The sequence below is a fragment of the Streptomyces globosus genome, from assembly GCF_003325375.1.
Classification (GTDB): domain Bacteria; phylum Actinomycetota; class Actinomycetes; order Streptomycetales; family Streptomycetaceae; genus Streptomyces; species Streptomyces globosus_A.
In genome coordinates this window covers 5243392-5257281 of record NZ_CP030862.1, presented here as the reverse complement: position 1 = coordinate 5257281, position 13890 = coordinate 5243392, and the positions used below count along the sequence as shown (strand labels likewise).

18 protein-coding genes are annotated in these 13890 nt (G+C 74.4%); 15 read left to right on the top strand and 3 right to left on the bottom strand.

Going from position 1 to position 13890, the window contains the following annotated elements; genetic code table 11:
• Positions 1–46: 46 nt before the first annotated feature.
• Entirely contained in the window at positions 47–787 is a 741-nt protein-coding gene (locus tag C0216_RS23330; RefSeq protein WP_174250447.1) for an LON peptidase substrate-binding domain-containing protein, read from the bottom strand.
• Between the two features lie 116 nt (positions 788–903).
• Positions 904–2505: an oxidoreductase gene (locus C0216_RS23325; protein WP_114057173.1), complete on the bottom strand. Its 1602-nt coding sequence runs from the start codon at positions 2503–2505 to the stop codon at positions 904–906.
• A gap of 125 nt (positions 2506–2630) precedes the next feature.
• Between C0216_RS23325 and hisD the strand changes: the two genes are divergently transcribed.
• The 8 genes from hisD to hisF are packed head-to-tail and all read left to right on the top strand — an operon-like array spanning position 2631 to position 8374.
• Positions 2631–3953 carry a histidinol dehydrogenase gene (gene hisD / locus C0216_RS23320; RefSeq protein ID WP_114057172.1) on the top strand — a complete coding sequence of 441 codons (1323 nt, stop codon included), beginning with the start codon at positions 2631–2633 and terminating at the stop codon, positions 3951–3953.
• Positions 3950–5068, top strand: a complete 1119-nt coding sequence (locus tag C0216_RS23315; RefSeq protein ID WP_246042661.1) for a histidinol-phosphate transaminase — start codon at positions 3950–3952, stop codon at positions 5066–5068. The genes hisD and C0216_RS23315 overlap by 4 nt, the downstream gene beginning before the upstream one ends.
• Positions 5065–5664 (top strand): imidazoleglycerol-phosphate dehydratase HisB, encoded by a 600-nt coding sequence (gene hisB, locus C0216_RS23310; RefSeq protein WP_114057170.1) that lies wholly within the window; start codon positions 5065–5067, stop codon positions 5662–5664. Before C0216_RS23315 ends, hisB begins: the two co-directional genes overlap by 4 nt.
• A 2-nt stretch (positions 5665–5666) precedes the next feature.
• Positions 5667–5834 (top strand): hypothetical protein, encoded by a 168-nt coding sequence (locus C0216_RS33925; RefSeq protein ID WP_174250446.1) that lies wholly within the window; start codon positions 5667–5669, stop codon positions 5832–5834.
• The gene (gene hisH / locus C0216_RS23305) at positions 5831–6481 is read left to right on the top strand and encodes an imidazole glycerol phosphate synthase subunit HisH (RefSeq protein WP_114057169.1); all 651 of its coding nucleotides are present in this window, start codon (positions 5831–5833) and stop codon (positions 6479–6481) included. Before C0216_RS33925 ends, hisH begins: the two co-directional genes overlap by 4 nt.
• Entirely contained in the window at positions 6481–7221 is a 741-nt protein-coding gene (priA, locus tag C0216_RS23300) for a bifunctional 1-(5-phosphoribosyl)-5-((5-phosphoribosylamino)methylideneamino)imidazole-4-carboxamide isomerase/phosphoribosylanthranilate isomerase PriA (protein WP_114057168.1), read from the top strand. The genes hisH and priA overlap by 1 nt, the downstream gene beginning before the upstream one ends.
• Positions 7218–7619: a RidA family protein gene (locus C0216_RS23295; RefSeq protein WP_114057167.1), complete on the top strand. Its 402-nt coding sequence runs from the start codon at positions 7218–7220 to the stop codon at positions 7617–7619. Before priA ends, C0216_RS23295 begins: the two co-directional genes overlap by 4 nt.
• Positions 7619–8374 carry an imidazole glycerol phosphate synthase subunit HisF gene (hisF, locus tag C0216_RS23290; RefSeq protein WP_114057166.1) on the top strand — a complete coding sequence of 252 codons (756 nt, stop codon included), beginning with the start codon at positions 7619–7621 and terminating at the stop codon, positions 8372–8374. The genes C0216_RS23295 and hisF overlap by 1 nt, the downstream gene beginning before the upstream one ends.
• Before the next feature lie 57 nt (positions 8375–8431).
• On the opposite strand, the gene C0216_RS23285 is transcribed toward hisF, so the two are convergent.
• Entirely contained in the window at positions 8432–9064 is a 633-nt protein-coding gene (locus C0216_RS23285; protein ID WP_114057165.1) for a TIGR03085 family metal-binding protein, read from the bottom strand.
• An 84-nt stretch (positions 9065–9148) separates the two neighbouring features.
• Between C0216_RS23285 and hisI the strand changes: the two genes are divergently transcribed.
• The 7 genes from hisI (at position 9149) to trpM (ending at position 13776) form a co-directional block, all read left to right on the top strand.
• Complete coding sequence (gene hisI / locus C0216_RS23280) at positions 9149–9523, top strand: phosphoribosyl-AMP cyclohydrolase (RefSeq protein ID WP_428985452.1); 375 nt, start codon at positions 9149–9151, stop codon at positions 9521–9523.
• Positions 9524–9534: 11 nt separating this feature from the next.
• Complete coding sequence (locus C0216_RS23275) at positions 9535–11034, top strand: anthranilate synthase component I (protein WP_114057164.1); 1500 nt, start codon at positions 9535–9537, stop codon at positions 11032–11034.
• A gap of 6 nt (positions 11035–11040) precedes the next feature.
• The gene (locus tag C0216_RS23270; RefSeq protein WP_114057163.1) at positions 11041–11661 is read left to right on the top strand and encodes a TIGR02234 family membrane protein; all 621 of its coding nucleotides are present in this window, start codon (positions 11041–11043) and stop codon (positions 11659–11661) included.
• An 82-nt stretch (positions 11662–11743) separates the two neighbouring features.
• Positions 11744–11983 (top strand): HGxxPAAW family protein, encoded by a 240-nt coding sequence (locus C0216_RS23265; RefSeq protein WP_114057162.1) that lies wholly within the window; start codon positions 11744–11746, stop codon positions 11981–11983.
• Positions 11984–12057: 74 nt separating this feature from the next.
• Positions 12058–12585, top strand: coding sequence for a DUF2752 domain-containing protein (locus C0216_RS23260; RefSeq protein ID WP_114057161.1), 528 nt, complete (start codon positions 12058–12060; stop codon positions 12583–12585).
• Between the two features lie 160 nt (positions 12586–12745).
• The gene (gene trpC / locus C0216_RS23255; protein ID WP_114057160.1) at positions 12746–13555 is read left to right on the top strand and encodes an indole-3-glycerol phosphate synthase TrpC; all 810 of its coding nucleotides are present in this window, start codon (positions 12746–12748) and stop codon (positions 13553–13555) included.
• On the top strand, positions 13552–13776 hold the full coding sequence (gene trpM / locus C0216_RS35400) for a tryptophan biosynthesis modulator TrpM (protein ID WP_373298970.1): 225 nt from the start codon (positions 13552–13554) through the stop codon (positions 13774–13776). The genes trpC and trpM overlap by 4 nt, the downstream gene beginning before the upstream one ends.
• Positions 13777–13890: the final 114 nt, after the last annotated feature.

The following is a 13890-nucleotide window of genomic DNA, read 5'->3' as shown; positions in this document are numbered from 1 at the left end:
AAGGACTCCCCCGGTCGTCAGGTCGCGCCGCAGGGCGGCGGCGCGGTCAGTTCTGGCTGGTCGGCGCGCGGGTCAGGTCCACCGCCGGCAGCGACGGCAGGTGCCGGATGAGCGCCGACTCCGCGCGCAGCAGCCGCAGCTCCTCCGCCAGGCGCGTCGCCGTGTCCGGGGCCTGGAGCAGCCGCTGCTTCGTCGGCACGTCCAGCACGGCCGCCGCGGCCACCAGGTACGACACCACCGACGGCTCGTCCGGCAGCTCCGCCGCGGTCGCCAGGCTCCGCTCCCGCGCCCCCGCCAGCCGCTTCTGGTAGGTCCGGAACGCCCGCAGCACCCCGTCCGCCAGCGCGCCCGCGCCGTCGCCCTGGTCCTCCGCGAGCTCCTCCAGCTCCGCCACCAGGAACGGCCCGGAGGAGTCCACCGACAGCAGGCGGACCCGGGTCGTGCCGGTCGCGAGGACTTCGAAGCCGCCGTCCTCCCGCTCCCGGACCGTCGCCGCGTCCGCGATGCAGCCCACCCGGTGGAACGCCTGGAGCGGGTCCGGGCCGAAGCCCGCGGACGGGCCGCGCTCGGGCAGCGACGTCGGGTCCGGCAGGCCCGGAGCGGCCGGCGCGACCTCGCGGCCGTCGCGGATCGCGACGACGGCGAAACGGCGCGGCTCGTCCTCGCCCGTCTTCAGGAGCTCCCGCATCATGGCGCGATAACGCTCCTCGAAGACGTTCAGCGGAAGCACCAGTCCGGGGAACAGCACCGTGTTCAGGGGGAAGAGGGGGAGGCGAACGGTGGTCACGACGGACAAGGGTAGTGGGGGCGGGGCGGGGCCTGTCACCTCGGTTGTTCGGGGCCGGGCGGCGGGCCGGGGCGGCCCGGCCCGCCCCGGCCGCCTCCCGCCCCGCCCGCCCGCCGTCAGCCGCGCCGCAGCAGCCGCGACGCCCCCGCCGCCACCGTCGTCGCCAGGATCCAGCCCAGCAGGACCATCGCCGCCGACCCCCACTGCCAGGCCCCGGCCATCCTCCAGTGGCCCTCCTGGCCCAGGTCGATGACCGGCAGCAGCAGGTCCAGGGCGTACAGGGCGGGGTTCCACTCCGGGTGCTCGTCCGCCTTGACCGCCCGCGGGGTGTGCCCCGCGAAGAGCACCGTCCCCGCCGCCCACAGCAGCGCCATCCACAGCGCCGCCCGGCCCGGCCGGTACCCGTACGCCACCGTCCAGTCCTGGAGGTGCCCCCACGCCCGCACCGCGGGCGGCAGCGTCGCCCGCCGCCTGCGCTGCTTGGCCAGCAGCACCTCCCGCGCGTCCGCGTCCTCGCCGCTCGCCCGCAGCACCGCCGCCAGCCGCTCGTACGGCTCCGGCGAGTACTCCGGGGTCGCCGCCGCCAGCCACTCCAGCCGGCGCGCCAGCGGGAAGTGCCCGCGCGGCGCCAGCGCCTCGTACGCGAACCCCTCGACCGCCACCCCGCCCCCGCCCGGCCAGCTGGTCCAGGCGTCCACCAGCTTCACCACCTTCGCCCCCGACAGCACCACCCGCCCCCGCTCCGGCCGCTCGCCCACGAACCGCAGCTCCGGCGTCTGGATCCGGCGCAGCGACACCTCCTGGCCCGCCTCCGGCGCGAACCGCGCCCCGTAGAAGTCCACCGCGTCCCCGAACCGGCCGTCGTCCAGGCGCAGCCCGCCCCGGCACTCGAAGGGCCGGGAGCGCTGCCCCCGCGCCGGCGTCTGCCCCAGGCCGTACGGGGGAGTGGAGGACCCCGGCCCGCCCGGCACCCAGCCCAGCGCGATCGAGGTCAGGTACAGCGTCCGCTCCACCGTCAGCTGCGGCGCGTTCAGCGCCCACCGCCCGTACGGGTTGGCCAGCAGCGCCCCGCGCAGGTTCATCGACACCCCGACCTTCGCCCCGCGCAGGCTCACCTCCCCGTACGCCTCCAGCAGCTCGCCCTGGAAGTCCTGCCCGACCGACAGCCCGTCCGCCGCGAAGGCCCGCCCGCGCCCGTCGCGCTGGACGACGGCCTGGCTGACCAGCAGGTCCGTGCCGATCTGCGCGTCGGTCAGCCGGATCCCGCGCGCCACCCGGCAGCGCGGCAGGTGCAGGTCGCCCTCGGTGTGCAGGCGGGAGGCGTCCAGGCGGGGGACCGCGCAGTCCACCAGCCGCAGCGTCCCGAACCGGGTCTCCGACAGCTGCACCTCCCCGTCGAACCGGCACCGGCGCAGCTCCACGTACGGCTCGACCGTCCCGCCCGACAGGTCCAGGCGGCCCGTGACCCGCGCGCCGCGCAGCTTCAGCGACGCCACCCGGCCCGGCTCCGGCGGCGGCCCGTGGAGCAGCAGCAGCGCCACCACCTCGGCGCGGACGCTGCGCTCCGGCCCCCACGCCAGGTCCCCGTGCGGGTCGTCCCCGCCGGCCGCGCCGGCGCTCAGGTCGCATGTCCCGCCCGTCCGGAAGGCATGCCACATCCGGCGCTCGGGCTCCGTGAGGTCCGCAGGCTCCCCGCCCGCGGACTGCGCATCGGTCATGGCGGCCCCCTCCGCTGATCGTGCACTCTCCGCCGAACGCTAAGGGCAGCCGGTGACAGCCGGGACACGTATCAGCCAGTGATACGGGCGGACGGTCGAGTGAAGCCGTCTGAGAGAATTGGGGGGTGATCTCTCGTATCGACCTGCGCGGCGACGCCCTCCCCGAGGGCGCGGCCCTGCGCGACCTGCTGCCCCGTGCCGAGTTCGACGTGGAAGCCGCCCTGGAGAAGGTGCGGCCCATCTGCGAGGACGTCCATCATCGCGGCACGGCGGCGCTGATCGAGTACGCGCAGAAGTTCGACGGAGTCCGGCTGGAACAGGTCAGGGTCCCCGCCGAGGCGCTCACCGAGGCGCTCGCGGGCCTCGACCCGAAGGTCCGCGCCGCGCTGGAGGAGTCGATCCGCCGCGCCCGGACCGTGCACCGCAGCCAGCGGCGCAGCGCGCACACCACGCAGGTCGTCCCCGGCGGCACCGTGACCGAGAAGTGGGTTCCCGTCGAGCGCGTCGGCCTGTACGCGCCGGGCGGCCGCTCGGTGTACCCGTCGTCCGTCGTCATGAACGTCGTCCCCGCGCAGGAGGCCGGCGTCGGCTCGATCGCGCTGGCCTCGCCCCCGCAGGCGGAGTTCGGCGGCCTGCCCCACCCGACCATCCTCGCCGCCTGCGCCCTGCTCGGCGTGGACGAGGTGTACGCGGCCGGCGGCGCGGTCGCCGTCGCGATGTTCGCGTACGGCACCGAGGACTGCCTGCCGGTCAACATGGTCACCGGCCCCGGCAACATCTGGGTCGCCGCCGCCAAGCGCTACTTCACCGGGAAGATCGGCATCGACACCGAGGCCGGCCCGACGGAGATCGCCGTCCTCGCCGACGCCACCGCCGACCCGGTGCACGTCGCCGCCGACCTGATCAGCCAGGCCGAGCACGACCCGCTGGCCGCCGCCGTCCTCGTCACCGACTCCGAGGACCTCGCGGCCGCCGTCGAGAAGGAGCTCGAACCGCAGGTCGCCGCCACCAAGCACATCGAGGACCGGATCCGCCCGGCCCTCGCCGGCAGGCAGTCCGCGATCGTCCTCGTGGACAGCCTGGAGGACGGCCTGAAGGTCGTCGACGCGTACGGCGCCGAGCACCTGGAGATCCAGACCGCCGACGCCGCGGCCTGGGCGGACCGCGTCCGCAACGCAGGCGCGATCTTCGTCGGGCCCTGGGCGCCGGTCTCCCTCGGCGACTACTGCGCCGGATCCAACCACGTCCTGCCCACCGGCGGCTGCGCCTGCCACTCCTCCGGCCTGTCCGTGCAGTCCTTCCTGCGCGGCATCCACATCGTCGACTACACCCGCGACGCCCTCGCCGAGGTCGCCCACCACGTGGTCACCCTCGCCGAGGCCGAGGACCTGCCCGCGCACGGCGCCGCCCTCAAGGCCCGCTTCGGATGGAAGGTGCCCGGCCAGTGACCGACAGAGCCCTCGGCATCGACGACCTGCCCATCCGGGACGAGCTGCGCGGCAAGAGCCCCTACGGGGCGCCCCAGCTGGACGTCCCGGTGCAGCTCAACACCAACGAGAACCCGTACGAGCTCCCCGAGGAGCTGGTGCGGCGCATCGCCGAACGCGTCGCCGACGCGGCCCGCACCCTCAACCGCTACCCCGACCGGGACGCCGTCGAGCTGCGGACCGCCCTGGCCGCCTACCTCACCCGTACGGGCGGCCACCCGGTCGGCCGCGAGAACGTGTGGGCCGCCAACGGCTCCAACGAGGTCATCCAGCAGCTCCTGCAGACCTTCGGCGGGCCCGGCCGCACCGCGATCGGCTTCGAGCCCTCGTACTCCATGCACGCCCTGATCGCCCGCGGCACCGGGACCGGCTGGATCTCCGGACCGCGCCGGGACGACTTCACCATCGACCCGGACGCCGCCGCCCGGGCCATCGCGGAGAACGCCCCCGACGTCGTCTTCATCACCTCGCCCAACAACCCCACCGGCACCGCGGTCGAGGCGGAGACCGTCCTCGCCCTCCACGACGCCGCCCAGGCCGCCAAGCCGTCGCTGGTCGTCGTCGACGAGGCGTACGTCGAGTTCAGCCACCGGCCCTCCCTGCTGCCGCTGATCGAGGGCCGCCCCCACCTGGTGGTCTCCCGGACCATGTCCAAGGCGTTCGGCGCCGCCGGACTGCGCCTGGGCTACCTCGCCGCGCACCCGGCCGTGGTCGACGCCGTCCAGCTGGTGCGCCTGCCGTACCACCTGTCGGCCGTCACCCAGGCCACCGCGCTGGCGGCCCTGGAGCACACCGACACCCTGCTCGGCTACGTCGAGCAGCTCAAGGCCGAGCGGGACCGGCTGGTCGCCGAACTGCGGGCGATCGGCTGCGAGGTCACCGAGTCCGACGCGAACTTCATCCAGTTCGGCAGGTTCGAGGACTCCCACACCGCCTGGCAGCAGATCCTCGACCGGGGCGTCCTGGTCCGGGACAACGGCGTACCGGGATGGCTGCGGGTCACCGCGGGCACCCCGGCCGAGAACGACGCGTTCCTGGAAGCGGTTCGCGCACTGAAGAAGGAGCAGCACGCATGAGCCGCATCGGACGGGTCGAGCGCACCACGAAGGAGACCTCCGTCGTCGTCGAGATAAACCTCGACGGGACCGGCCAGGTCGACGTGTCCACCGGCGTCGGCTTCTACGACCACATGCTCGACCAGCTCGGCCGCCACGGCATGTTCGACCTCACGGTCAAGACCGACGGCGACCTGCACATCGACAGCCACCACACCATCGAGGACACCGCCCTCGCCCTCGGCGCCGCCTTCAGGCAGGCCCTCGGCGACAAGGTCGGCATCTACCGCTTCGGCAACTGCACCGTCCCCCTGGACGAGTCCCTCGCACAGGTGACCGTGGACCTGTCGGGCCGCCCCTACCTCGTGCACACCGAGCCCGAGAACATGGCCCCCATGATCGGCGCGTACGACACGACGATGACCCGGCACATCCTGGAGTCCTTCGTCGCGCAGGCCCAGATCGCCCTGCACGTCCACGTCCCGTACGGCCGCAACGCCCACCACATCGTCGAGTGCCAGTTCAAGGCGCTCGCCCGGGCCCTGCGGTACGCCTGCGAGCTCGACCCCCGCGCGGCCGCCGCCGGCATCCTGCCCTCGACGAAGGGCGCCCTCTAGCCGTGACCGGCCTCAGCACCGTACTGATCGTCGTCGGCCTGTTCCTGGCCGGCGGCGTGTACTCCTTCCAGAAGCAGCAGATGCCCAGGTCGGTCGTCCTGCTGCTCGCCATCGGCTCCGCGATGTGCCTCGCCGCCGGAGTCCTGCGGATCCAAGGAATCTGGGAATGAGCGCTGCCCGACCCACCAAGACCGTCGCCGTCCTCGACTACGGCTTCGGCAACGTCCGCTCCGCCGAGCGCGCCCTCGCGCGCGTCGGCGCGGACGTCGAGATCACCCGCGACTACGACAAGGCCATGGACGCCGACGGCCTGCTCGTCCCCGGCGTCGGCGCCTTCTCCGCCTGCATGCAGGGCCTGAAGTCCGTCCGCGGCGACTGGATCATCGGACGCCGCCTCTCCGGCGGCCGCCCCGTCATGGGCATCTGCGTCGGCATGCAGATCCTCTTCGAGCGCGGCATCGAGCACGGCGTGGAGACCGAGGGCCTCGACGAGTGGCCCGGCACCGTCGGCCCGCTCCGCGCCCCGGTCGTCCCCCACATGGGCTGGAACACCGTCGAGGCCCCCGCCGACAGCCGGGCCTTCGCCGGGCTCGACGCGGACGCCCGCTTCTACTTCGTCCACTCCTACGCGGCCCACGACTGGAGCCTGGAGGTCACCAACCCGGCGATCCGGGCCCCCAAGGTCACCTGGGCCACCCACGGCGAGCGCTTCGTCGCGGCGGTCGAGAACGGCGCCCTGTGGGCCACCCAGTTCCACCCCGAGAAGTCCGGCGACGCCGGAGCCCAGCTCCTCACCAACTGGATCGAGACCCTGTGATGACCGAGCCCCGCGCGACGCTGGAACTCCTCCCCGCCGTCGACGTCCGCGACGGCCAGGCCGTACGCCTGGTGCACGGCGTGTCCGGCACCGAGACCTCCTACGGCTCCCCGCTGGAGGCGGCCCTCGCCTGGCAGGCCGCCGGCGCCGAGTGGCTCCACCTCGTCGACCTCGACGCCGCCTTCGGCACCGGCGACAACCGCGCCCTCGTCGCCGAGATCACCGGCGCCCTCGACATCAAGGTCGAGCTGTCCGGCGGCATCCGCGACGACGCCACCCTCGCCGCCGCGCTCGCCACCGGCTGCACCCGCGTCAACCTCGGCACCGCCGCCCTCGAAGCCCCCGAGTGGACCGCCAAGGCCATCGCCGGGCACGGCGACCGCATCGCGGTCGGCCTCGACGTCCGCGGCACCACCCTCAAGGGACGCGGCTGGACCAGCGAGGGCGGCGACCTGTACGAGACCCTCGCCCGCCTGGACTCCGAGGGCTGCGCCCGCTACGTCGTCACCGACATCGGCAAGGACGGCACGCTGACCGGCCCCAACCTGGAGCTCCTGCGGAACGTGTGCGCCGCCACCGACCGGCCGGTCGTCGCCTCCGGCGGCATCGCCGGCCTGGACGACCTGCGGGCGCTCGCCGAGCTGGTGCCGCTGGGCGTCGAGGGCGCGATCGTCGGCAAGGCCCTCTACGCCAAGGCCTTCACCCTCCAGGAGGCGCTGCGGGTGGTGGCCGGCGCATGACCGCCACCGGCGGCGTCCGCCGCATCTCCTCGGGCGGCCCCTGGGAGGAGGCCGTGGGCTACTCCCGGGCCGTCGAGCTGCCCAACGGGCTCGTGCTCGTCTCCGGCTGCACCTCCGTCGTCGACGGCAAGGTCGTCGCCGGCGGGCCGTACGAGCAGACGGTCAACGCCTTCCGCGTCGCCTTCGACGCGCTCGCCCAGGCCGGCCTGGGCGTGGAGCACGTCGTCCGCACCCGCATGTACCTCACCCACGCGCGGGACGTCGACGAGGTGGGCCGGGCCCACAAGGAGCTCTTCGACTCCGTCCGCCCCGCCGCCTCCATGATCATCGTTTCCGGCTTCATCGACCCGAGCCTGGTCGTCGAGGTCGAGGTCGAAGCCTACCGAGGGGAGTCCTGATGTCACTCGCCGTACGGGTGATCCCCTGCCTGGACGTGGACAGCGGCCGCGTCGTCAAGGGCGTCAACTTCCAGAACCTGCGGGACGCCGGCGACCCCGTCGAGATGGCCAGGCTGTACGACGCCGAAGGCGCCGACGAGCTGACCTTCCTCGACATCACCGCCTCGTCCGGCAACCGCGAGACCACCTACGACGTGGTCCGCCGCACCGCCGAGCAGGTCTTCATCCCGCTCACCGTCGGCGGCGGCGTCCGCACCGCCGACGACGTGGACAGACTGCTGCGGGCCGGCGCCGACAAGGTGGGCGTCAACACCGCCGCCATCGAGCGGCCCGACCTGATCCGCGAGATCGCCGAGCGGTTCGGCCGGCAGGTCCTCGTCCTGTCCGTCGACGCCCGCCGCACCGACACCGGATCCTTCGAGGTCACCACCCACGGCGGCCGCCGCGGCACCGGCATCGACGCCGTCGAGTGGGCCCACCGGGCCGCCGAGCTGGGCGCCGGCGAGATCCTGCTGAACTCGATGGACGCCGACGGCACCAAGGACGGCTACGACACCGAGATGATCGCCGCCGTCCGCAAGCACGTCACCGTCCCGGTGATCGCCTCCGGCGGCGCCGGCCGCCTGGAGCACTTCCCGCCGGCCATCGAGGCCGGCGCCGACGCGGTCCTCGCCGCCTCGGTGTTCCACTTCGGCGACCTGCGGATCTCCCAGGTCAAGGACGCACTCCGCGCGGCGGGCCACCCGGTCCGCTGACCCGCGGCAGCGCCCGGAAGCCCCGGCCCCGCTCCGGCAGGGCCGGGGGCTTGCGGTTCAGATGCCCAGACGGGCCGCCGTCAGGCGGGCGACCGCCTGCTCGTCGCCGTCCAGCTCCACGGACGCCGACGCCTGCCGCCCGAAGCAGAACAGCACCAGCTCGCCCGGCTCGCCCGTCACCGTCACCACCGGCGTCCCCTTGTGCGCCACCACCGTGCGGCCGTCCGGCCGCCGCAGCACCAGCCCCACCGGCGAGCGGCGCCCCGTCAGCCGCGCCAGCTTCTCCAGCCGGAACCACAGCGCGTCGGAGAACACCGGGTCCGGCTGCCGCGGCGTCCAGTCGGGCTGCGCCCGCCGCACGTCCTCCGCGTGCACGTAGAACTCCACCGCGTTCGCCGCCTCGTCGACCTGCTTCAGCGAGTACACCGACAGCTTCGGCGGGCCCGTCCGGATCAGCTGCAGCAGCTCCTCGTACGGCTTCGCCGCGTACTCGGCCATCGCCTTGTCCAGCCGGTCCTTCAACACGTTCAGCAGCAGGCCGCCCGCCGCGTCCGGGCGGCGCTCCCGCACGACCAGGTGCGCCGCGAGGTCCCGGGTCAGCCAGCCCTCGCACAGCGTCGGCGCGTGCGGGCCCGCCGACTCCAACAGGTCCGCCAGGAGCAGGCGTTCACGCTTCGCATGGGTAGACATGCGGGCAAGCCTACGGCGGCTGCGCGCCGCGTGCCCGCCCATCAGGCGGACAGTGATCCGCCACCGCCCGCCCCGCGCGGCACAATGGCCCGCATGACCAGCTCCTCCCTCGACCCCGCCATCGCGGCCCGGCTCAAGCGTTCCGCGGACGGCCTCGTCCCGGCCATCGCCCAGCAGTACGACACCGGCGAGGTGCTCATGCTCGGCTGGATGGACGACGAGGCGCTCCACCGCACCCTGACCACCGGCCGCTGCACCTACTGGTCCCGCAGCCGCCGGGAGTACTGGGTCAAGGGGGACACCTCCGGGCACGTCCAGCACGTGAAGTCCGTCGCCCTCGACTGCGACGCCGACACCCTCCTGGTCAAGGTCGACCAGGTCGGCGCCGCCTGCCACACCGGGGCCCGCACGTGCTTCGACGCCGACGTCCTCCCGCTCGACGCCGACCAGGCAGGTTAGGTAACCCACGCATGGACCTCGAACAGTTCCGCAAGCTCGCCGCCGACCGCCGTGTCATCCCGGTGAGCCGCAAGCTGCTCGCCGACGGCGACACGCCCGTCGGCCTCTACCGCAAGCTGGCCGCCGAGCGCCCGGGCACCTTCCTGCTGGAGTCCGCCGAGAACGGCCGCTCCTGGTCCCGCTACTCCTTCGTCGGCGTCCGCAGCCACGCCACCCTCACCGTCCGCGACGGCGAGGCCCACTGGATCGGCACCCCGCCCGTCGGCGTCCCCACCGGCGGCGACCCGCTGCAGGCCCTGCGCGCCACCGTGGAGGCCCTGCACACCCCCCGCGACCTCGCCGCCGGAATGCCGCCCTTCACCGGCGGCATGGTCGGCTACCTCGGCTACGACATCGTCCGCCGCCTGGAACGCATCGGCGACCACGGCACCGACGACCTCCGGCTGCCCGAGCTGACCATGCTGCTCACCTCCGACCTCGCGGTCCTCGACCACTGGGACGGCAGCGTCCAGCTCATCGCCAACGCCATCAACCACAACGACCTCGACACCGGCGTCGACGAGGCCCACGCGGACGCCGTCGCCCGCCTCGACGCCATGGAGGCCGACCTCGCACGGCCCGCCCCCTACACGCCCGCCCCGCTGCCCTCCGCCGAGCTGCCCGCCTTCTCCGCCCTGTGGGGCGGCGCCGACTACCAGGCCGCCGTCGAGGACGTCAAGGAGCGGATCCGGGCCGGCGAGGCCTTCCAGGTCGTGCCCTCGCAGCGGTTCGAGACGCCCTGCCACGCCTCCGCCCTGGACGTCTACCGGGTGCTGCGCGCCACCAACCCGTCCCCGTACATGTACCTCTTCCGCTTCGAGAACGGCTTCGACGTCGTCGGCTCTAGCCCCGAGGCCCTCGTCAAGGTCGAGGACGGGCGGGCCATGGTCCACCCCATCGCGGGCACCCGCCACCGCGGCGCCACCCCGCAGCGCGACCACGAGCTGGCCGAGGAGCTGCTCGCCGACCCCAAGGAGCGCGCCGAGCACCTGATGCTCGTCGACCTGGGCCGCAACGACCTGGGCCGGGTGTGCGAGCCCGGCTCCGTCGAGGTCGTCGACTTCATGAGCATCGAGCGGTACTCGCACGTCATGCACATCGTCTCCACCGTCACCGGCCGCGTCGCCGAGGGCAGGACCGCCTTCGACGTGCTCACCGCCTGCTTCCCCGCCGGCACGCTCTCGGGGGCGCCCAAGCCGCGCGCCATGCAGATCATCGAGGAGCTGGAGCCCACCCGCCGCGGCCTGTACGGCGGCTGCGTCGGCTACCTCGACTTCGCCGGCGACTCCGACACCGCCATCGCCATCCGCACCGCCCTGCTCCGCGACGGGACCGCGTACGTGCAGGCCGGCGCGGGCGTGGTCGCCGACTCGGTGCCCGAGCTGGAGGACCTGGAGTGCCGCAACAAGGCCTCCGCGGTGCTCCGCGCGGTCGCCGCGGCGAACCGCATGGCCGACGCCGCGGGGCGGTAGGGGATAGTGGGGGGCGTGAGTGCCGCACCCCCCTCCCCCAACGACACCGGCAGCCGCCGCAGCGTGGCCGCCGCCCTGCTGCTCGGCGCGCTCGGCGCCTGCGTGGTCCTCCTCGGCTCCGGCCGGGTGTGGGCCCGCGGCACCGCGGCCGTCGGCGGCGGCACGGTCCCCCTGACCGCGGACGGGGGCGACGTCACCGGGCTGCCCGCCGCGCTGGCCGTCGTCGGCCTCGCCGCGCTCGTCGCCGTCTTCGCCGTACGCGGCCGGGGCCGGCAGCTGGTCGCGGCGCTGCTGGCGCTCAGCGGCCTCGGCGCGGCCCTCGCCGCGCTCCTCGCCGGAGACGGCCGCCGGGCCCTGGACGAGCAGGCCGCGCGGACGGCCGCGGACTCCGCCGCGCACGTCGCGACGGCCGCACAGACCGCCTGGCCGTACGCCACGGCCGCCGGCGCCGCCCTGATCCTGGCCGCCGGGCTGCTCGCCCTGCGGTTCGGCGGCGCCTGGCCGGCCATGGGCGGCCGCTACGAGCGCGGCGGCGGCCCGCAGGCCGCCCGGCCCCCCGCCGCGGACCCCGACCGGCCCGAGGACCTGTGGAAGGCCCTGGACCGCGGCGAGGACCCCACCCGCTGAGCACGGCCCGCCGACCGTGCGGGACAATGGCAACCGAGCGTGCGGCACCGCACGCGCGACAGAGCAAAACGAGGAGCAACTCATGGCGGGCAGCAGCCACGGTCACACCCCGGCCGCCTGGACCGGTGTCATCATCGCCTTCATCGGTTTCTGCATCTCCGGCGCCTTCATGGTGCTGGCGAACCCGGTCGGGTTCTGGGCGGGCCTCGCCGTCGTCGCACTCGGAGGCGTCGTGGGCCTCGGCATGAGGGCCGCCGGCATGGGCGCGCCCAAGCCCGCCCACGATGACCTCGCCAAGGCCATCGCCGCGGCCAAGGCCTGACCGCCGGACGCCGACGGCAGAAGGCGCGGCCCGGTCGGGCTGCGCCTTCTGCCGTCACCGGAGAGAATCAGCGCGTGGACGCCTCCCGCACCCCCCGGCCCCCGGCCGGACAGGCCCCGCCGCCCGCCGCGGCGGCCGGCCCCGCCGACCTGCCCGCCCCGGCCGGGCCGGGCGCTCCCGGGGCCCCGGGAGCCGCGCCGGCCCCACGGGCCCGCAGGCTCGCCGCCCCGGCCCTCACGGTGCTCGCGGCGGCCGCCGCATTTGCGTACGTGGGCGCCGTGGACCCCAATGAGCCCGGCCACTATCCGGTCTGCCCGCTTTTCCGGCTGAGCGGAATCCTGTGTCCGGGATGCGGCGGACTGCGCAGCGCCCACGCGTTCGCCCACGGCGATCTCGCCGCCGCATTCGGGGCGAATGCGATGGCCGTGATCGGCTACTTCGCCTTCGCCGGATTCGCCGCCCTGTGGCTGCTGCGGGCCTGGCGGGGCGCTCCGACCCCGCGTTTCGCCCTCAGCGGCCCGTACTGGTGGGCCCTCGGCGGGGCGGCCCTGGTCTTCTCCGTCGTCCGGAATCTGCCCTTCGGCGCCGCACTGGCCCCGTGAGGCCTTATGAATGCCGTATTCCGAATGTCCAGCCAATGGGACGCCCCCAGCCGCGTGCGGAGCGGTGCGCCGTGGCCGGATACCATTTGATTGCCGACCTTGCAGTCGTACGTGACTGCTCGGCGGCCGACCGTCATCGACCCGGAAGGGGGCCGCTCGCGTGAGTGTGCTCGACGAGATCATCGAAGGGGTCCGCGAAGACCTTGCCGAACGGCAGGCCCGCGTGAGCCTCGACGAGCTCAAGGAGCGTGCCGCCAAGGCGCCCCAGGCGAAGGACGGCGTCGCGGCCCTGCGCGGCGACGGCGTCAAGGTGATCTGCGAGGTCAAGCGGTCCAGCCCGTCCAAGGGCGCGCTGGCCGCGATCGCCGACCCGGCCGGACTCGCCGCCGACTACGAGGCGGGCGGTGCGGCGGTCATCTCCGTCCTCACCGAGCAGCGCCGCTTCGGCGGCTCGCTGGCCGACCTGGAGGCCGTCCGCGCCCGCGTGGACATCCCGATCCTCCGCAAGGACTTCATCGTCACGGCGTACCAGCTGTGGGAGGCCCGCGCCTACGGCGCCGACCTCGTCCTGCTGATCGTCGCGGCCCTGGAGCAGGAGGCCCTCGTCTCCCTCATCGAGCGGGCCGAGTCCATCGGCCTCACCCCGCTCGTCGAGGTCCACGACGAGGAGGAGATCGAGCGCGCGGTCGCGGCCGGCGCGAAGATCATCGGTGTGAACGCGCGCAACCTCAAGGACCTCAGCGTCGACCGCTCCACCTTCGAGCGCGTCGTCGGCGAGATCCCGGCGCACATCGTCAAGGTCGCCGAGTCCGGCATCCGCGGACCGCACGACCTCATCGCCTACGCCAACGAGGGCGCCGACGCCGTCCTCGTGGGGGAGTCCCTGGTGACCGGACGCGACCCGAAGTCGGCCGTGGCCGACCTCGTCGCCGCCGGAGCCCACCCCGCCCTGCGCCACGGGCGGAGCTGACCGCAGCCGTGACCCCCGACCGCACCCCCGTCAGCACCCGCCCGGGCCGCCGCCCGGCCGCGGGCGTGCCGACGGCCCACGCGCCCCTGGCGCGCGGCTGCCGCCCCCGCGGCTGCCGCGCCCCGGCCCGGCGCGTCCACGGGCGGCGGGTGCGGTACGTCATCGGCTCGGAGCCCGGACAGGTCAACGGCATGCGATGGCGCCGCGGGGAAGCGCCGTAGGACGGACGGGACGACCCGTGCGGCAACCGCCGCACGGACCCCCTCCGCACACCCCTGCGCCCCGGCGGCCCCGACGGCCCTCCGCGCGCACGGGACCCGCACCGCACGCACCCG

What these genes read in the sequence shown, in the direction of transcription:
- priA (WP_114057168.1), top strand. Translation starts at nt 6,481, where the DNA reads ATGACCGAGCCCCGCGCGACGCTGGAACTCCTCCCCGCCGTCGACGTC.
- hisF (WP_114057166.1), top strand. Translation starts at nt 7,619, where the DNA reads ATGTCACTCGCCGTACGGGTGATCCCCTGCCTGGACGTGGACAGCGGC.
- hisH (WP_114057169.1), top strand. Translation starts at nt 5,831, where the DNA reads ATGAGCGCTGCCCGACCCACCAAGACCGTCGCCGTCCTCGACTACGGC.
- C0216_RS23285 (WP_114057165.1), bottom strand. Translation starts at nt 9,064, where the DNA reads ATGTCTACCCATGCGAAGCGTGAACGCCTGCTCCTGGCGGACCTGTTG.
- hisB (WP_114057170.1), top strand. Translation starts at nt 5,065, where the DNA reads ATGAGCCGCATCGGACGGGTCGAGCGCACCACGAAGGAGACCTCCGTC.
- C0216_RS23265 (WP_114057162.1), top strand. Translation starts at nt 11,744, where the DNA reads ATGGCGGGCAGCAGCCACGGTCACACCCCGGCCGCCTGGACCGGTGTC.
- C0216_RS23325 (WP_114057173.1), bottom strand. Translation starts at nt 2,505, where the DNA reads ATGACCGATGCGCAGTCCGCGGGCGGGGAGCCTGCGGACCTCACGGAG.
- C0216_RS23295 (WP_114057167.1), top strand. Translation starts at nt 7,218, where the DNA reads ATGACCGCCACCGGCGGCGTCCGCCGCATCTCCTCGGGCGGCCCCTGG.
- C0216_RS23275 (WP_114057164.1), top strand. Translation starts at nt 9,535, where the DNA reads ATGGACCTCGAACAGTTCCGCAAGCTCGCCGCCGACCGCCGTGTCATC.
- hisI (WP_428985452.1), top strand. Translation starts at nt 9,149, where the DNA reads ATGGCCCGCATGACCAGCTCCTCCCTCGACCCCGCCATCGCGGCCCGG.